Origin of the sequence: Raoultella sp., from assembly GCF_039594335.1 — a bacterium.
Classification (GTDB): domain Bacteria; phylum Pseudomonadota; class Gammaproteobacteria; order Enterobacterales; family Enterobacteriaceae; genus Klebsiella.
Genome location: NZ_JBCNNS010000095.1, coordinates 1 through 17,005, shown reverse-complemented (window position 1 = coordinate 17,005; position 17,005 = coordinate 1). Strand labels below are relative to the sequence as shown.

16 protein-coding genes, 1 other RNA gene and 2 pseudogenes are annotated in these 17,005 nt (G+C 55.8%); 7 read left to right on the top strand and 12 right to left on the bottom strand.

All coding sequences use genetic code 11. The annotated features are described in order from the left end of the window. Together ACZAHD_RS16150 and sdhE are read right to left on the bottom strand one after the other, a co-directional pair. A partial coding sequence (locus ACZAHD_RS16150; protein ID WP_462457672.1) for a protein YgfX occupies positions 1-357 on the bottom strand: 357 nt, incomplete at its 3' end. Next, entirely contained in the window at positions 338-604 is a 267-nt protein-coding gene (gene sdhE / locus ACZAHD_RS16145) for an FAD assembly factor SdhE (protein WP_462457671.1), read from the bottom strand. The genes ACZAHD_RS16150 and sdhE, both read right to left, overlap by 20 nt. A gap of 299 nt (positions 605-903) precedes the next feature. Here sdhE and ygfZ point away from each other — a divergent pair, with 299 nt between their 5' ends. Further along, positions 904-1,887, top strand: coding sequence for a tRNA-modifying protein YgfZ (ygfZ, locus tag ACZAHD_RS16140; protein WP_462457670.1), 984 nt, complete (start codon positions 904-906; stop codon positions 1,885-1,887). A gap of 121 nt (positions 1,888-2,008) precedes the next feature. On the opposite strand, the gene trhA is transcribed toward ygfZ, so the two are convergent. Then, positions 2,009-2,668 (bottom strand): PAQR family membrane homeostasis protein TrhA, encoded by a 660-nt coding sequence (gene trhA, locus ACZAHD_RS16135; RefSeq protein WP_462457669.1) that lies wholly within the window; start codon positions 2,666-2,668, stop codon positions 2,009-2,011. A gap of 161 nt (positions 2,669-2,829) precedes the next feature. After that, positions 2,830-3,141, bottom strand: a complete 312-nt coding sequence (gene yqfB / locus ACZAHD_RS16130) for a N(4)-acetylcytidine aminohydrolase (RefSeq protein ID WP_462457668.1) — start codon at positions 3,139-3,141, stop codon at positions 2,830-2,832. 49 nt (positions 3,142-3,190) lie between these two features. Here yqfB and ACZAHD_RS16125 point away from each other — a divergent pair, with 49 nt between their 5' ends. The 4 genes and pseudogenes from ACZAHD_RS16125 to ACZAHD_RS16110 form a co-directional block, all read left to right on the top strand. Continuing rightward, entirely contained in the window at positions 3,191-3,919 is a 729-nt protein-coding gene (locus ACZAHD_RS16125) for a MurR/RpiR family transcriptional regulator (RefSeq protein WP_462457673.1), read from the top strand. A 119-nt stretch (positions 3,920-4,038) separates the two neighbouring features. Then, positions 4,039-5,472: a 6-phospho-beta-glucosidase gene (locus ACZAHD_RS16120; protein ID WP_462457667.1), complete on the top strand. Its 1,434-nt coding sequence runs from the start codon at positions 4,039-4,041 to the stop codon at positions 5,470-5,472. Between the two features lie 42 nt (positions 5,473-5,514). Further along, positions 5,515-5,817: pseudogene (locus ACZAHD_RS16115) on the top strand (DsbA family protein); the annotation flags it as partial. Continuing rightward, positions 5,817-5,897: pseudogene (locus ACZAHD_RS16110) on the top strand (protein disulfide oxidoreductase); the annotation flags it as partial. The pseudogenes ACZAHD_RS16115 and ACZAHD_RS16110, both read left to right, overlap by 1 nt. Before the next feature lie 142 nt (positions 5,898-6,039). Here the strand turns inward: ACZAHD_RS16110 and ACZAHD_RS16105 are convergent. From ACZAHD_RS16105 to ACZAHD_RS16070, 8 genes are all read right to left on the bottom strand, one after another. Next, positions 6,040-6,783, bottom strand: a complete 744-nt coding sequence (locus ACZAHD_RS16105) for an SDR family oxidoreductase (RefSeq protein WP_462457666.1) — start codon at positions 6,781-6,783, stop codon at positions 6,040-6,042. Positions 6,784-6,843: 60 nt separating this feature from the next. After that, positions 6,844-9,717 carry an aminomethyl-transferring glycine dehydrogenase gene (gcvP, locus tag ACZAHD_RS16100; protein ID WP_462457665.1) on the bottom strand — a complete coding sequence of 958 codons (2,874 nt, stop codon included), beginning with the start codon at positions 9,715-9,717 and terminating at the stop codon, positions 6,844-6,846. Between the two features lie 114 nt (positions 9,718-9,831). Then, the gene (gcvH, locus tag ACZAHD_RS16095; protein WP_462457664.1) at positions 9,832-10,221 is read right to left on the bottom strand and encodes a glycine cleavage system protein GcvH; all 390 of its coding nucleotides are present in this window, start codon (positions 10,219-10,221) and stop codon (positions 9,832-9,834) included. Between the two features lie 24 nt (positions 10,222-10,245). Continuing rightward, positions 10,246-11,340: a glycine cleavage system aminomethyltransferase GcvT gene (gene gcvT / locus ACZAHD_RS16090; RefSeq protein WP_462457663.1), complete on the bottom strand. Its 1,095-nt coding sequence runs from the start codon at positions 11,338-11,340 to the stop codon at positions 10,246-10,248. Between the two features lie 435 nt (positions 11,341-11,775). Continuing rightward, positions 11,776-12,978, bottom strand: a complete 1,203-nt coding sequence (ubiI, locus tag ACZAHD_RS16085) for an FAD-dependent 2-octaprenylphenol hydroxylase (RefSeq protein WP_462457662.1) — start codon at positions 12,976-12,978, stop codon at positions 11,776-11,778. Positions 12,979-12,988: 10 nt separating this feature from the next. Continuing rightward, a complete protein-coding gene (gene ubiH / locus ACZAHD_RS16080) occupies positions 12,989-14,167 on the bottom strand; it encodes a 2-octaprenyl-6-methoxyphenyl hydroxylase (RefSeq protein ID WP_462457661.1) in 1,179 nt (392 codons plus the stop codon). Further along, entirely contained in the window at positions 14,164-15,480 is a 1,317-nt protein-coding gene (gene pepP, locus ACZAHD_RS16075; RefSeq protein WP_462457660.1) for a Xaa-Pro aminopeptidase, read from the bottom strand. Before pepP ends, ubiH begins: the two co-directional genes overlap by 4 nt. Before the next feature lie 23 nt (positions 15,481-15,503). Then, on the bottom strand, positions 15,504-16,082 hold the full coding sequence (locus ACZAHD_RS16070; RefSeq protein ID WP_462457659.1) for a YecA/YgfB family protein: 579 nt from the start codon (positions 16,080-16,082) through the stop codon (positions 15,504-15,506). A 166-nt stretch (positions 16,083-16,248) separates the two neighbouring features. On the opposite strand from ACZAHD_RS16070, the gene zapA reads away from it, so the two are divergent. Together zapA and ssrS are read left to right on the top strand one after the other, a co-directional pair. Further along, the gene (gene zapA / locus ACZAHD_RS16065) at positions 16,249-16,578 is read left to right on the top strand and encodes a cell division protein ZapA (protein WP_004867406.1); all 330 of its coding nucleotides are present in this window, start codon (positions 16,249-16,251) and stop codon (positions 16,576-16,578) included. 41 nt (positions 16,579-16,619) lie between these two features. Then, positions 16,620-16,803: non-coding RNA, 6S RNA (ssrS, locus tag ACZAHD_RS16060), on the top strand. Positions 16,804-17,005 lie beyond the last annotated feature (202 nt).

Here is a 17,005-nt window from a genome sequence, read left to right as displayed (position 1 = left end):
GGCATCCATACTGTCTGCAGCGACCCACAGATGCTGGCGGCGGCGCGTTTGCATATCCTGCAGGCGCAGCAACATTCCGCTACTAATCACCCACGGCGTGCCGACAATCTCCCATTCCACTTTTTGCCACCGCAGACGCGAATCGGTCATCAGCTTTATTTCACCCCGGCAGGCGTGGATCCGCCGCTGGCTGCGCACGCAGTCGAACACCACCAGCGACAGCAGCAATAGCCATAGCGGTGTGTAGCTCAGCGGCCACGGCATCAGCAGCACGATAGCCGCCACAATGCCGTGCAGCAGCAACGAGAACCACTGTGAACGCCAGGAAATGCGTAAATCAGATTGCCACAGGACCACGTTCCCGATTCCGAGTCTGGATTAATTTTACCATCCGTTGCAGTTGCGCATCAGCCGGTTCGCCATGATTCATCAGCCAGTTAAACAGATCCGGATCGTCGTTTTCTAACAGGCGGATGAACAGCTTTTTGTCTTCATCACTGAGCGTATCGTACTCATACTCAAAAAACGGCATGATGGAGATATCCAGTTCACGCATACCGCGGCGGCATGCCCAGTGGATGCGGGCTTTGTTCGTAATGTCCATGTTGTCCTTCCAGCATAAAGAGAGTCTTACATCGCCCTTCAGGTCGCCAGAAAGCAATCTGAACAGACGTTGTTGATAGGTTAGTTTAACCCGTTTTTTGCACTTACTTTACAGCAATATCGAGAACAGAGAACGTCATTCCACAAAAAAACCATAATAAAGATATGGGTTTATCCTTCTCCTATGTTTCTCCATTCGTGCTTTCAGGGCATAAATGGCCTGCCAAAAGCGCTTGCATTGCACCATAGCTCTTTTACCATTAGCTATTCACTCTGCGTTAAGCTATTCAGGACATGACTATGGCTTTTACACCTTTTCCTCCGCGTCAGCCTTCTTCTTCTGCTCGTCTGCCATTAACGCTGATGACCCTGGATGACTGGGCGCTGGCGACGATTACCGGTCAGGATGGCGAGAAGTATCTGCAGGGGCAGATTACCGCCGATGTCAGCGCATTAACCGACGATCAGCATCTGCTTGCCGCGCACTGCGATGCCAAAGGCAAGATGTGGAGCAACCTGCGAGTTTTCCGCCGTGACGGTGGTTTCACCTGGATTGAACGCCGCAGCCTGCGCGAAGCGCAGCTCACCGAATTGAAGAAATATGCGGTGTTCTCTAAAGTGACCATTGCCGCCGATGATGAACACGTCCTGCTGGGCGTTGCCGGTTTCCAGGCCCGCGCCGCGCTGGCACCACTGTTCAGCGAACTTCCGGGCAGTGACAAACCGCTGGTCACCGACGGCGTGACCAGCCTGCTGTGGTTTGAACATCCAGCGGAGCGCTTTCTGCTGGTGACCGATGTGGAAACCGCGACCCGTGTGGCCGAAGCGTTGCGCAGCGACGCGCAGCTGAACAACAGCCAGCAGTGGCTGGCGCTCAACATCGAAGCCGGCCTGCCGGTTATTGACAGCGCCAACAGCGCGCAGTTCATCCCGCAGGCAACGAATCTGCAGGCTTTGGGCGGTATCAGCTTTAAAAAAGGCTGCTATACCGGTCAGGAAATGGTCGCCCGGGCGAAATTCCGTGGTGCGAATAAACGCGCGCTGTGGTATCTGGTCGGTAAGGCGAGCCGCATCCCGGAAACCGGAGAAGATCTTGAACTGAAGATGGGCGAAAACTGGCGCCGGACCGGCACCGTTCTGGCAGCCGTGCTGCTCGATGATGGCCAGTTGCTGGTGCAGGTGGTGATGAATAACGATATGGAGCCAGACAGCGTATTCCGCGTGCGCGATGATGCTGGCACATTAAGCATCGTTCCGCTGCCCTATTCGCTGGGAGAGAGTTAAAGCACGAAGCTCGCCTTAGCGCTGCCAGGCTGTCCGGGCGACGACATCCCGTACCGTGTGGAGCGGTAGCCCCGGCAAGCGCTGCACCGCCGGGGAATTTCCCGCTGATGCGGCATCGTTTTTACACCTGGCCGACGTACAAATAAATGGCCAGGAAGTGACATACGCTGCCGCCCAGCACAAAACCGTGCCAGATAGCATGGTTATAAGGAATACGCTTGCAGACGTAGAAGATAACTCCCAGCGAATACACCACGCCACCGACCGCCAGCAACGTTACCCCCCCTGCCGACAGTTTGATCGCCAGCTGATAAACCACAATCAACGACAGCCAACCCATCATCAGATAGGTCACCAGAGAGAGGACCTTAAAGCGGTGCGCAATGGTGAGCTTAAATAAGATCCCCAGCAGCGCCAGGCTCCAGATGACAACCATCAGGCCGCGCGAGAGCGGTGAATTAAGCCCCACCAGGAGAAAAGGCGTATAGGTTCCCGCAATCAGCAGATAGATGGCGCAGTGATCGAATTTTTTCAGCCACAGCTTGGCTCGCTGATGAGGAATAGCATGATAGAGGGTGGAGGCGAGGAACAGCATAATCATGCTGCCGCCGTACAGACTATAGCTGGTTATCGCCGTTGCGTTGGCATTGCTGTCTACCGCCTGCACCAGCAGGAGGACCAGGCCGACGATGCCAAATACCAGCCCGATACCGTGGCTGATACTGTTGGCAACTTCCTCTGCCAAAGAATAACCCTGTGTGATTAATGGTTTGCGAACCATATTTGACTCCGAAAACAAGAACACTTTTCATGCACACCTAGGGTAACTGAGAATGATTCCAGTGAACACCTGTTAGCTAAAATAAAAAGATGAATATTTGTAAACGCATTAAAATCATGATGTTATATTGATATTTCAACTAACAATCGTTCGCTGTCTTATCAAAGTATTTTGAATTCAATAACATAAAACTGGTCCTCGCCAGGATAGATCTCCGTAATCACCTGGCGCAGCTGCGCCAGGGTCATATTTTCCTGTTCGCCGTGGCGTACCGTGAGCGTATCAAGCGTCACCGCGGACGTCGCCACCACGCTAATCGTGCAAAAATAGCCGTCATCTTCATAGCGGCCGACGCGCAGCACATCGCCAGTTTTAAAATGCGACTCGTCGGCGTTACGAATGGTGATGGTTTTGCGCCCGGCGAGGATGTCTTCCTGAAAGCGCTGAAAAAAGGTTATGTCATTCGGCTGCATGGTATAATTCCATCCTGGTCATTATGAATTGTGAGTTATTACTGTGAGTATGTTCTCCCACGCCGCGATCGCCAGTCTCAATAATCTTGAGATGATGGTCTACCACTACGTCATTAAGAATCGTGACAAAGTGATGTATATGACCATTCGCGAGCTGGCAGAAGCCGCTGGAGTCTCGACGACCACCGTCCTGCGCTTTTGTCGCAAACTGCAGTGCGAAGGATACTCGGAGTTTCGCGTCCGCTTTAAATTATATCTCGAGCAGAATGAGCCTCAACAGGCAAATATCGGCGCCAGCGAAATTATGAGTTTTTTTAAAAGCGTCAACAATGACGAATTTGATCATTTACTCGAGCGTGCCGTCGATATTATTCTCGCATCAGAACGTATTATATTTGTCGGCGCTGGCACCTCCGGCGCCCTGGCAAAATATGGCGCACGATTTTTCTCCAATGTCGGGAAATTCAGCAATCATATCGACGACCCTTATTTCCCGGTCACTAACGACATGGCGCGTAATGCGCTGGCGATCGTCCTGTCGGTTTCCGGGGAGACCGAAGAGATTCTCCGTTTCGCCAGCCAGTTCAGCCTGCACAACTGCAAGGTGATGTCGATCACCAGCCATGAGCACTCACGACTGGCAAAGCTGGCAGACTTTAACCTCTCCTGGCATGTCCCACAAACCCGCATCGGCGGCGTTTATGATATTACCACTCAAATTCCGGTTATTTATATTCTGGAGTCCCTGGGACGTAAATTATCCCGTAAACTCGGCTAAAAATAACACCCTGTTTTTTCGATGTAACATATTCCAGTTGAGGGAAATTGTTATATCGTGACATTTATATCCCCTTTGTTAGACTCGCAAACAGATGCTATATGACGAGACGAGCAAAGATGAAAAAAATCACCTTACCAAAAGACTTTTTATGGGGTGGCGCGGTTGCCGCGCATCAGGTTGAAGGCGGCTGGAATAAAGAGGGTAAAGGCCCAAGTATTTGCGATGTGTTGACCGGCGGCGCTCACGGCGTGCCGCGCGAGATAACTCGTCAGGTGGAGGCGGGTAAATACTATCCGAACCATGAAGCCATTGATTTCCACGGCCGCTACAAAGAAGACATCAGACTGTTTGCAGAGATGGGATTCAAGTGCTTCCGTACCTCCATCGCCTGGACCCGTATCTTCCCGCAGGGTGATGAAACTCAGCCAAACGAAAAGGGGCTGAAGTTCTATGACGACCTGTTCGATGAGCTGTTGAAGTACAACATCGAGCCGGTGATCACCCTCTCCCATTTCGAAATGCCGCTGCATCTGGTGCAGCAGTACGGTGGCTGGACCAACCGCAAAGTAGTCGATTTCTTTGTGCGCTTCGCCGAAGTGGTCTTCGAGCGTTATAAGCACAAAGTGAAATACTGGATGACCTTCAACGAGATCAACAACCAGCGCAACTGGCGCGCCCCGCTGTTCGGCTACTGCTGTTCCGGCGTGGTCTATACCGACCACGAAAACCCGGAAGAGACCATGTACCAGGTGCTGCATCACCAGTTCGTTGCCAGCGCGCTGGCGGTGAAGGCGGCGCGGCGGATCAATCCGCAGATGCAGGTCGGCTGCATGCTGGCAATGGTGGCGCTCTATCCGTTCTCCTGCAAACCTGACGATGTGATGTTCGCTCAGGAATCGATGCGTGAACGCTACGTCTTTACCGACGTGCAACTGCGCGGTTACTACCCGACCTACGTCCTCAACGAATGGGAGCGTCGTGGTTTTAACATCGTGATGGAAGCGGGCGATGAGCAGATCCTGCGTGAAGGCACCTGCGATTACCTCGGTTTCAGCTACTACATGACCAACGCGGTCAAAGCGGAAGGTGGCAGCGGCGATGCCATCTCCGGCTTCGAAGGTAGTGTACCGAACCCGCACGTCAAAGCCTCCGATTGGGGCTGGCAGATTGACCCGGTGGGCCTGCGCTACTCCCTGTGCGAACTGTACGAACGCTATCAGAAACCGCTGTTTATCGTTGAAAACGGCTTCGGCGCCTACGACAAAGTTGAAGAAGACGGCAGCATCAACGACGACTATCGTATCGACTACCTGCGCGCGCATGTGGAAGAGATGATCAAAGCGGTGACTTATGATGGCGTTGAGCTGATGGGCTACACTCCGTGGGGCTGTATCGACTGCGTCTCCTTTACCACCGGCCAGTACAGCAAACGCTATGGCTTTATTTACGTCAACAAACATGACGACGGTACCGGCGACATGTCCCGCTCGCGTAAGAAAAGCTTCAACTGGTATAAAGAGGTCATTGCCAGCAACGGCGAAAATCTCTGATTCCTTCTCAGCACCGCCCTCTCCTCACCAGAAGAGAGGGCAATTGCCGGTCTTACCGATAACGTCTTTACAGCTTTAACATTGCTTCCCGACACTCCTTGGCTGGGCGCCAAAGCACCAGGCCTGCCTAGCGTCTCGTTTATCGATTACTACTGCCCCTACGGCAAGCAGTTCGATCCGATCCTGGAGAAGATCGTTCACGATAACCCTGACGTGCCGCTGATGGTGAAACTGCTGCCGTTTAAGGGGCAAAGTTTGGTTAACGTCGCCAAAGTCACGCTCTCTACATGGCGCCAGCAGCCGGATAAATTCTGGGTGCTGCATCAGCGACTGAGGGCCAAAAAACGCTTATCGTCATCTCTCGCGGCGAGGTTACGTCGCTCACCAGCGGCTGGGGGATGCGCCTGAGGCTGTGGCTGGCGTCATCCCCCCCGGCTTGCGCTGCGCTTAGCCGGGCTACGAGTGCTGTATGTCTGGACGACCTGAGGTGGAGTGTGTCGTGACACGATGCCATCCATCGCGGCTGTAGCCCGGATAAGGCGTAGCCGCCATCCGGGTTCGCACATATTATTTGCCGCCCGCCAGCTCGAGGAAACTACCGGTCACATAGGAGGCTTTCTCACTCAGCAGCCAGGCGATGGCCTGTGCAACCTCCTCCGGCTGCCCGCCGCGCTGCATCGGCAGCCCCGCTTTCACCCGATCCACGCGTCCGGGCTCGCCGCCCGACGCGTGCATCCCGGTATAGATAAAGCCGGGACGCACGCCGTTGACGCGAATCCCTTGCGCCGCCACTTCCAGCGACAGTCCGGTGGTCAGCGTATCCACGGCCCCTTTTGAGGCGGCATAATCCACATATTCCCCAGGCGCCCCGAGACGCGATGCCGCCGATGAAACATTGACGATCGCCCCGCCTTTTCCGCCGTGTCGATATGACATCCGCTTCACCGCCTCCCGGCAACAGAGGAAATAGCCGGTGACATTGGTACTCAGCACCTGATTAATCCGCCCGGCGGTCAGGTTTTCCACGGTGCTTTGCGCAAACAGGACACCGGCGTTATTAACCAGTGCACTCAGCGGTTCCTCAAGACGGTCGATCCCGTCAAACATCGCCATCACCTGCGCCTCATCGCTGATATCTGCCCCCACCGCAACGGCTTTGCCGCCGAGGACGACAATCTCGTTGACCACCGCCATCGCGGCGCTGATATCGTGATGATAATTGACCACCACGGTATACCCTTCCTGCGCCAGCAGCAGCGCCGTCGCTTTACCTATTCCACGACTGGCGCCGGTAATCAGTGCTATAGCCATCCTCTCCCCCCAAAAAATAAAGGCGCCGAAGCGCCTTTAAAAGATAGTCCAGTCAGTGAATTACTGGTATTCGCTCATCGGTACACAGGAGCAGAACAGGTTACGGTCGCCGTAGACATCGTCCAGACGCTTCACCGTCGGCCAGTATTTGTTCGCCAGACCTGCCGGGAATACCGCCAGCTCACGGGTATACGGATGATGCCATTCCGCCACCAGCTCACCCTGGGTATGCGGGGCATTCACCAGCGGGTTATCTTCCAGCGGCCACTCGCCCGCTTTCACGCGGTCGATTTCACCACGAATCGCCAGCATCGCGTCGATGAAGCGATCCAGCTCGACTTTGCTTTCTGATTCCGTCGGTTCAACCATCAGCGTACCGGCAACCGGGAAGGACATCGTCGGCGCATGGAAACCAAAGTCGATCAGACGTTTGGCAATATCCAGCTCGCTGATGCCGGTCTCTTCTTTCAGAGGACGAATATCCAGAATACATTCGTGCGCCACGCGACCGTCTCGGCCGGTGTAAAGCACCGGGAACGCCTCTTTCAGGCGGGTCGCAATGTAGTTGGCATTCAGAATTGCCACCTGGCTCGCCTGCTTCAACCCTTCGGCGCCCATCATGCGGATATACATCCAACTGATTGGCAGAATGGAAGCGCTGCCGAACGGTGCGGCAGAAACCGCACCCTGACGGGTCAGCATTCCTTCGATCTGGACCACGCTGTGGCCCGGAACAAACGGCGCCAGATGCGCTTTGACGCCAATCGGTCCCATACCCGGACCGCCGCCGCCGTGCGGGATGCAGAAGGTTTTATGCAGGTTAAGGTGCGAGACGTCCGCGCCGATAAAGCCCGGAGAGGTGATGCCGACCTGCGCGTTCATGTTAGCGCCGTCGAGGTAAACCTGACCGCCGAACTGATGCACGATTTCGCAGACTTCGCGGATCGTCTCTTCGTAAACGCCGTGCGTTGACGGGTAGGTCACCATGATGCAGGAGAGGTTCTCACCCGCCTGCTCCGCCTTAAGACGCAGATCCGCGAGATCGATGTTGCCGTTTTTATCACACGCGACAACCACAACCTGCATGCCGGCCATCTGTGCCGACGCCGGGTTGGTGCCGTGCGCAGAACTTGGGATCAAGCAGATGTCGCGATGGCCTTCATTGCGGCTCTCATGGTAATGGCGAATGGCCAGCAGACCCGCGTACTCCCCCTGGGCGCCGGAGTTTGGCTGCATACAGATGGCGTCATAGCCGGTCAGTTTTACCAGCCAGTCGGAGAGCTGGGCGATCATCTGATGGTAGCCTTCCGCCTGTTCCGTCGGGCAGAACGGGTGCAGCTCGGCAAATTCAGGCCAGGTGATCGGGATCATTTCCGCCGCGGCGTTGAGCTTCATGGTACAGGAACCCAGCGGGATCATCGCCTGGTTCAGGGCCAGGTCTTTACGCTCCAGCGAGTGCATATAGCGCATCATCTCGGTTTCGCTGTGGTAGCGATTGAACACCGGGTGCGTCAGGATCGCATCGTTACGCAGCATGCTTTCCGGGATCGAGCTGCTGTCGAGCGCCACGTCTTTATCCAGCGTATCGATATCCAGGCCGTGGTCGTCGCCGATAATGGCGCGGAACAGGTTCAGCACATCTTCGCGGGTTGTTGCTTCATCAAGGGTGATGCCAACGGCGTTATGGATGTCGCTGCGCAGGTTAATTTCCAGTGCTTCGGCGCGTGCCAGCACCGCCGCTTTGTCGGCCACTTCCACGCACAGGGTATCGAAGTAGTGAGCATGGCGCAGCCTGAGCCCTTTTTTCTGCAGCCCACCGGCCAGAATATCGGTCAGGCGATGGATGCGGCTGGCGATGCGCTTCAGGCCCTCTGGCCCGTGAAACACCGCGTACAGGCTGGCGATGTTTGCCAGCAGTACCTGGGAAGTACAAATATTGGAGTTCGCTTTCTCGCGACGGATATGCTGCTCGCGGGTCTGCATCGCCATACGCAGCGCGGTGTTACCGGCGGCATCTTTTGATACGCCGATAATACGGCCCGGCATCGAGCGTTTAAATTCATCTTTTGCGGCAAAGAAGGCCGCGTGCGGGCCGCCGTAGCCCATCGGAACGCCGAAACGCTGGGCGGAACCGAAGACGATATCGGCCCCCTGTTTGCCCGGCGCGGTCAACAGAACCAGCGCCATGAAGTCCGCGGCGACGCTGACCACGACTTTGCGTGCTTTCAGCTCGGCGATCAGCTTGCTGTAATCATGAATTTCGCCGGTGGTGCCTACCTGCTGCAACAGCACGCCGAAAACGTCCTGATGGTCGAGCGCTTTTTCCGCCTCATCAACGATGACGTCAAAGCCAAAGGTTGCGGCGCGGGTGCGCACCACGTCCAGAGTCTGCGGATGTACATCGGCGGCAACGAAGAAACGGTTCGCATTCTTCAGCTTGCTGACGCGTTTGGCCATCGCCATCGCTTCAGCTCCGGCGGTCGCCTCATCCAGCAGCGAGGCGGAGGCGATGTCCAGCCCGGTCAGATCGAGGGTCACCTGCTGGAAATTCAGCAGTGATTCCAGGCGGCCCTGGGAAACTTCCGGCTGGTAAGGGGTGTAAGCGGTGTACCAACCGGGGTTTTCCAGCATATTGCGCTGAATAACCGGCGGCAACTGCACGGCAGTGTAACCCATGCCGATGTAAGACTTGAAGCGCTTGTTGCGACCGGCGATCGCCTTCAGCTCCGCCAGCGCAGCGAATTCGGTAGTCGCGTCACCCACCTGAGGAGGGGTCGCCAGCTGAATATCCTGCGGCACAATCTGGCCAATCAGGGCGTTAAGCGAATCGGCGCCAACGGTGTTCAGCATCTCCTGCTGTTGCTGAGCATCCGGACCGATGTGACGTTCAATAAAGGCGCCGCGGTTTTCAAGCTGACCTAAAGTCTGAGTCATGAGCGATGGTTCCTGAAACGTGCAGTGAATCGTATGTGTCTTTACTTACCTGAACAGGTAAAAATCCTTCACGCTGCTGGCAGCAGATGCCCGCAGCGTGGAGGGGTAAGATATTTACTCGTTTTCCAGCAGCGCCGCATAGGCAGCCGCGTCAAGCAGGGCCGCAACCTGTGCTTCATCGCTGGCCTTAATTTTAAAGATCCAGCCATCCGCGTACGGGTCACTGTTTACCAGCTCCGGAGAGTCATTCAGTTCTTCGTTCACCGCCACAATCTCGCCGCTAATCGGGGCATAAATATCAGACGCCGCTTTCACCGACTCGGCAACCGCACAGTCGTCACCCGCTTCAACGGCTGCGCCGATGTCCGGCAGATCGACGAAAACCATATCGCCAAGCAGTTCCTGGGCATGTTCGGTGATCCCGACGGTGTAGGTGCCATCAGCTTCTTTGCGCAGCCATTCGTGTTCTTTACTGTATTTCAGTTCTGCTGGTACGTTGCTCATCAATTAATCTCCAAAAAAGGGGAATCACACCACGGCTTTGCCGTTGCGTACAAAAACAGGTTTAGTCACTTTTACCGGCATTTCGCGGTTGCGAATCTGCACAATGGCCGTCTCGCCGATACCGGCCGGTACGCGCGCCAACGCGATACTGTAGCCCAGCGTCGGAGAGAAGGTGCCACTGGTGATAATACCTTCTTTCTGATTACCGTCGGCATCGCTAAAGCGCACCGGCAAACCGCCGCGCAGGACGCCTTTCTCGGTCATCACCAGCCCCACCAACTGCTCGGTACCTTTTTCACGCTGCAGTTCCAGCGCTTCGCGACCGATGAACGCACGATCGGAGGGTTCCCAGGCAATGGTCCAGCCCATATTCGCCGCCAGCGGAGAGATGCTTTCATCCATCTCCTGGCCATACAGGTTCATCCCCGCTTCCAGACGCAAGGTATCGCGAGCGCCCAGCCCACACGGCTTCACGCCAGCGTCCAGCAGACCACGCCAGAAATCAGCAGCCTGCTCATTCGGCATGGCGATTTCGTACCCGGTTTCACCGGTATAACCGGTCGTGGCAATAAACAGATCGCCAGCCTGCACGCCAAAGAACGGTTTCATCCCTTCGACAGCCTGACGCTGTGCGTCGGTGAACAGCGTTGCCGCTTTCGCTTTCGCCTGCGGCCCCTGTACGGCAATCAGGGAAAGATCGTCACGGACGGTCATCTCAAGACCATAGGGTTCAGCCTGCTGGGTAATCCAGGCGAGGTCTTTTTCACGGGTGGCTGAGTTAACCACAAGGCGGAAATAATCTTCACTAAGGAAATAGACAATCAGATCATCGATGACGCCAGCGGACGCGGTAAGCATGCCGGTATACAGCGCTTTGCCAGGCACCGTCAGCTTCGCGACGTCGTTAGCCAGCAGATAGCGCAGGAACTCCCGAATGCGGCTGCCGTGGAAATCGACGATGGTCATGTGCGAAACATCGAACATCCCGGCGTCGCCTCGCACCGCGTGGTGCTCATCAATCTGGGAACCGTAATGCAGCGGCATCATCCAGCCATGGAAGTCGACCATGCGCGCACCGCACAGCGTGTGTTGTTCATACAACGGAGTCTGTTGAGCCATCTTTTCCTCATCGAATAAAACGGAACCAGCTACTGGGTTGGGCGATGTCATTGGGGCAATTTCGCACCACGAAATCCACCGTCGTCGCCATGTCAGGGCGCCGACGCAAACGTTCTCTTTTGCCTGAACTTACCACCGAACCCGGCGCTAAACCATAAGCAAAATCAGGACATCACATTAGCTTATGACTAAAAGTCGCTAAAAAGACCACAGAATTATTGACTGGAAATAAGCGATTTATTCCACACAAAAATAACACCACAGACTAATAAAACCGAGAATGATGGTATTTTATGCGATAAAAGAGGGCTGTTTTCTTTTTCAAAAAAATAGAGACATTAATAAAACTAATGCGAAAAAATAGGTGAAATTAGATTATTTCAAATGAGAGGAGAAAACCCGGCACCGGGGCCGGGAGAGAGAAGTGTGACGCGCTTAACGTAACCAGGCCGGAAGATCGTTTAAGCCCATCGCCTGGCGAATCAACTGCGGTTTGACGCCGGGTAGCGTATCCGCCAGTTTGAGGCCAATATCGCGCAGCAGTTTCTTCGCCGGGTGACTGCCGGAGAACATTTCGCGAAAGCCCTGCATCCCCGCCAGCATCATCGCGGCGCTGTGCTTGCGGCTACGTTCATAGCGACGCAGATACAGGTACTGACCAATATCTTTGCCCTGCGCATGCAGACGGCGGAGTTCATCGATCAGTTCCGCTGCATCCATAAAGCCCAGATTCACTCCCTGCCCGGCCAGCGGGTGAATGGTGTGCGCGGCATCGCCAACCAGCACCAGGCGATGCGCCGCGAACTGGCGCGCGTAGCGGCCGGTCAACGGGAAAGTCTGACGCTCGCTTGCCAGCTGGCACAGGCCAAGCCGGTTATCGAAGGCAATATTCAGCGCCTGATTAAACGCCGCCTCATCAACCTGCTGCATCCGCTGTGCTTCCTGCGGCGATAGGGACCAGACGATCGAACACAGATGCGGATCGCTCAGCGGCAAAAACGCCAGAATGCCGTCGCCGTGGAACGCCTGACGGGCAATCGCCTGGTGCGGATCTTCGGTACGAATGGTGGCAACCAGCGCATGATGGCGATAGTCCCAGAATGTCAGCGCTATATCCGCTTTGTTGCGCAACCACGAGTTCGCACCGTCTGCACCGACCACCAGCCTGGCGGTCAACATCTTGCCATCCTGCAAGCTGAGAAACGCTTCGTTTTCTCCCCACGCCACCTGCTGCAACTGAGCCGGGGCCAGCAGGGTGACGTCGGCGCAGCGCTGCGCCTTTTGCCACAGAGTATAGTGAACGACCGCATTTTCAATAATATGGCCAAGGTGGCTGAAGCCCATACTCTGGTCATCAAAGCTGATATGGCCAAAGCTGTCCTTATCCCACACTTCCATACCGTGATAACAGCTGGCGCGCCGGGCGATAATCTCCGGCCAGACATCCAGCCTGCTAAGCAGTTTTTCGCTGGCGGCGTTAATGGCCGATACCCGCAGCGCTGGCGGCGCATCGGCGTTTAACGGCTGCGGCTCGACTTGTTCCAGCACTGCAACCCGCAGCCCGCTCCCCTGCAAACCGCAGGCTACCGCCAGGCCCACCATGCCACCGCCAACAATGGCAACATCAACACTTTGCACGTTCAACTCCTTAACGAGGAACCCAACCGAGGGTACGCTGCGCCAGCGCGTCGCGCGCCGGGGTAAATAATTCCATCGCCATCAGACCCACGTTACGCCCCACCACCAGCGGCGCCCAGTGATTAGCAAACAGATGCACCAGCCCATCGGTCACACCGATGGTCGTGGCCTTATCATCTGCTCGTCGCGCCTGATAGCGACAAAGAAGCGAGTAATCGCCGGGATCCTGCCCGGTAGCGCAGGCCTGCGCCAACGTTTCCGCCAGGCTCATCACATCCCGCAGGCCGAGATTAAAGCCCTGCCCGGCGATGGGATGCAGCGTTTGCGCCGCATTCCCGACCAGCACCAGGCGATGGGAAATCGGGCGCGTAGCGGTAGTCAACGCCAATGGGTAAACGCTGCGCTTCCCGACATGGGTGATCCGTCCCAGCCGCCAGCCAAACGCCTGCTGCAGCTGCTCGCAAAATTTCGCGTCAGACCACCCCAGAACCTCATCATGCTGTGACTGCGGGTGGCACCATACCAACGAACAGCGCCCATGTGACATCGGCAGCATGGCCAGCGGCCCATGTTCGGTGAAGCGTTCAAAAGCGCGCCCTTCATGGGGCAACGCTGTGCTGACGTTGGCAATAATCGCCAGTTGTTCGTAAGGCTGCTGCTGCCAGCTCATACCGCAGCGGGCACCCAGCGTGGAACGCGAGCCGTCGGCGGCGACCAGCAGTTGACCTTCGATCGTTTCGCCGCTATCCAGAGTGATGCTGACGCCCTTCTCCCATCGGGTGACGTCTTCGACTGTCGCCGGGCAGTGCAAGGTAATCCCCGGCGCTTCGCGCAATTGCGCGAACAATCGCTGGCCAATATCGTGCAATTCCACCACCTGGCCTAGCGCCGCCAGACCGTAATCCTGCGCATCGAGGGTCACGAATCCCGCATGCCCGCGGTCGCTGACGTGAACGCGCTGAATCGGCGTCGCGCAACCGGCAATGCCTTGCCAGATGCCGGTACGCGCCAACTGCTGGCAAGTCCCCGCCGACAGCGCAATCGCGCGGGCATCAAAACCCGGATGCTGCGACGAATCCGGCTGTGCCGCCTCGACCAGATGGACCGGCAGCGCGCCTTGGGTTAAGCGCGAGAGAGCCAAAGCCAGCGTTGCCCCGGTCATCCCTCCGCCAACGATCAGGACGCTCATGACCGCCGCACCGCCGCCATCAGCGCCTCAATATCGTCGGCTTTTTTCACCACGCCAGCGGTCAGGTTTTCGTTACCGTTTTCAGTAATGACAATATCGTCTTCAATACGCACGCCAATGCCGCGATACTGTGGCGGCACATCGGCGTCGACGGCAATATAGAGACCCGGTTCAACGGTCAACACCATGCCCGGTTCAAGGAGACGTGAGCGATCGACATCGTAGTGGCCGACATCATGGACATCGAGTCCTAGCCAGTGGCTCAGGCCGTGCATAAAGTAAGGGCGATGGGCGTTGTTAACAATCAGTTCGTCGACCTCCCCTTTGAGAATGCCCAGCCGCACCAGACCGGTAATCATGATGCGCACCACCTTCAGGTTAACCTGCTGAATTGAGGTGCCAGGACGGTAAAGCTCCAGCGCAGTTTCCAGCGATTCGAGGACGATATCGTAAATCTCGCGCTGTGCCGGGCTGAATTTACCGTTCACCGGGAAAGTGCGGGTGATATCGCCCGCATAGCCGCGGTATTCACAGCCGGCGTCAATCAGCACTAAATCACCATCGCGTAGCTCGGATTCGTTTTCCGTGTAATGGAGAATACAGCCGTTTTCCCCACCGCCCACAATGGTGTTATAGGACGGGTAACGGGCGCCGTGGCGGCTGAATTCATGCAGAATTTCCCCTTCCAACTGGTATTCGAACATACCTGGACGGCATTTCTGCATCGCACGGGTATGTGCCAGCGCGGAAATTTCGCCAGCACGGCGCATCACCACCAGCTCTTCCGGCGATTTAAACAGCCGCATCTCATGCACCATCGGCCGCCAGTCAATGACTGAGCCGGGCGCCTGCAGATTCTGACGCACGCCTTTACGCAGTTTTTCCAGCGCGGTGAAGACGATTTTGTCAGCATAGACATATTCGCCCTGCGCGAAATAGATCGCATCAAGGCCGTTAAGCAACTGGAATAATTGCTGATTAATTTCGCTGAACGCCAGAGCGCGATCGACGCCCAGCTTCGCTGGCGCGGCTTCCTGCCCCAGACGACGGCCGAACCAGATCTCTGCGGTCAGATCGCGGACGCGGTTAAACAGTACGCTATGGTTGTGGGTGTCGTTGCTTTTAATCAACACCAGCAGGGCTTCCGGCTCATTAAATCCCGTGAAGTACCAAAAATCGCTGTTCTGCCGGTAGGGGTATTCTGAATCTGCGCTGCGGACCGCTTCCGGTGCGGCGAAAATCAGCGCGGCGCTGCCTGGTTGCATCTGCGCCAGCAATGCCTGGCGACGAGAAAGAAATTCCTGCTGTGTCATGACGCCCCCTCAACAAATTATCGTTAGTGTAATGTTGGCTTACGCACTTCCGGTGCGGTTGGCTGCTGGCGAGAAAAGGTTTCGTGGCACAGCAGCGCAGCGACGCGCACGTACTCGATAATCTCTTCCAACGACATTTCAAGCTCTTCCTGATCTTCGTCTTCGTCGTACCCCAGTTGCGCAATGTTACGCAGGTCGTCGATGGCTTCGCCGGTCTCGTCTTTGATTTTATCCAGTTTAGGTTGCGTAACGCCCAGACCGAGCAGGAAATGGTTAACCCAACCAGCCAGCGCGTCGGCGCGTTCAAACACACTGACCGCGTCACCTTCCGGTAAATAGAGCTGGAACAAGAAACCGTCGTCTTCCAGCGAGTCGCTGGTCACGGAATGGATGGTGCGCAGAGACTCGGCCAGCTCATGACCAAATGCGAGGCCTTCGTTTGTCAGGTCGTGTACCAGCGGCTGCCAACTGCTGTCTTTGTTGCCGCCGCACAGGATCCCACTGATCAAACCGTGCATTTCGGCCGGGGTTAAGCCCACGCCCTGTTGGTTTAGTAACTGGTCTACAGCGTGGTAGCCAGGCATTTCGTTCTGTATAGACATGCGCATTCGTCATCGTTGGGAGGAATATTCATGATATGCTACCACTTTGGACCCTGGTGAACCAGAATAGGGCTTGTACCTTCGCACCAGGGTAGCTATAGTGTCGCCCCTTTGCAGACCCGGATTCGGGCGTGAAGGCCGCGCAGTCAATCAGCAGGAAGGTGGCATGTCTGCACAACCCGTCGATCTCCAAATTTTTGGCCGTTCACTCCGCGTGAATTGCCCGCCTGAACAAAGGGATGCCTTGAATCAGGCAGCTGATGACCTGAATCAGCGGTTGCAAGATTTAAAAGAACGCACTAGAGTCACAAATACTGAGCAGTTGGTCTTCATCGCCGCGTTGAACATCAGCTATGAGTTGACTCAGGAAAAAGCGAAAACCCGCGATTACGCCTCCAGCATGGAACAGCGTATTCGGATGCTTCAGCAGACCATCGAACAAGCGTTGCTTGAACAAGGTCGCATAAGCGAAAGAACCGGGCCGAAGTTTGAATAACACTTTGCAGTTAACTGTGTTAGAGTAAACGCAAGAACAAAATTTCTCTGAGATGTTTGCAAGCGGGCCAGTCCCCTGAGCCGATATTTCATACCACAAGAATGTGGCGCTCCATGGTTGGTGAGCATGCTCGGTCCGTCCGAGAAGCCTTAAAACTGTGACGACGCATTCACCTTGAACCAAGGGTTCAAGGGTTACAGCCTGCGGCGGCATCTCGGAGATTCCCTTCTTTTCAGTTCCATCCCTCGTTGCTTCCTTTTTCGGTTTTTATCGCCTTGTGTATTACACTACGCCGACATGCAACTGATTCACGTATTCCCGTGCTCATGCTTAATCAGGCGACCTGTGATGACTCAACTTTCCGACACGCAAGCTACCCGGCAGCAGATTCGTCAACAAATTCGCCAGCAACGACGTGCGCTGACGA

What these genes read in the sequence shown, in the direction of transcription:
- pepP (WP_462457660.1), bottom strand. Translation starts at nt 15,480, where the DNA reads ATGACACAGCAGGAATTTCTTTCTCGTCGCCAGGCATTGCTGGCGCAG.
- ACZAHD_RS16120 (WP_462457667.1), top strand. Translation starts at nt 4,039, where the DNA reads ATGAAAAAAATCACCTTACCAAAAGACTTTTTATGGGGTGGCGCGGTT.
- gcvH (WP_462457664.1), bottom strand. Translation starts at nt 10,221, where the DNA reads ATGAGCAACGTACCAGCAGAACTGAAATACAGTAAAGAACACGAATGG.
- ACZAHD_RS16105 (WP_462457666.1), bottom strand. Translation starts at nt 6,783, where the DNA reads ATGGCTATAGCACTGATTACCGGCGCCAGTCGTGGAATAGGTAAAGCG.
- yqfB (WP_462457668.1), bottom strand. Translation starts at nt 3,141, where the DNA reads ATGCAGCCGAATGACATAACCTTTTTTCAGCGCTTTCAGGAAGACATC.
- ACZAHD_RS16125 (WP_462457673.1), top strand. Translation starts at nt 3,191, where the DNA reads ATGTTCTCCCACGCCGCGATCGCCAGTCTCAATAATCTTGAGATGATG.
- trhA (WP_462457669.1), bottom strand. Translation starts at nt 2,668, where the DNA reads ATGGTTCGCAAACCATTAATCACACAGGGTTATTCTTTGGCAGAGGAA.
- ACZAHD_RS16070 (WP_462457659.1), bottom strand. Translation starts at nt 16,082, where the DNA reads ATGTCTATACAGAACGAAATGCCTGGCTACCACGCTGTAGACCAGTTA.
- gcvP (WP_462457665.1), bottom strand. Translation starts at nt 9,717, where the DNA reads ATGACTCAGACTTTAGGTCAGCTTGAAAACCGCGGCGCCTTTATTGAA.
- ygfZ (WP_462457670.1), top strand. Translation starts at nt 904, where the DNA reads ATGGCTTTTACACCTTTTCCTCCGCGTCAGCCTTCTTCTTCTGCTCGT.
- sdhE (WP_462457671.1), bottom strand. Translation starts at nt 604, where the DNA reads ATGGACATTACGAACAAAGCCCGCATCCACTGGGCATGCCGCCGCGGT.
- gcvT (WP_462457663.1), bottom strand. Translation starts at nt 11,340, where the DNA reads ATGGCTCAACAGACTCCGTTGTATGAACAACACACGCTGTGCGGTGCG.
- zapA (WP_004867406.1), top strand. Translation starts at nt 16,249, where the DNA reads ATGTCTGCACAACCCGTCGATCTCCAAATTTTTGGCCGTTCACTCCGC.
- ubiH (WP_462457661.1), bottom strand. Translation starts at nt 14,167, where the DNA reads ATGAGCGTCCTGATCGTTGGCGGAGGGATGACCGGGGCAACGCTGGCT.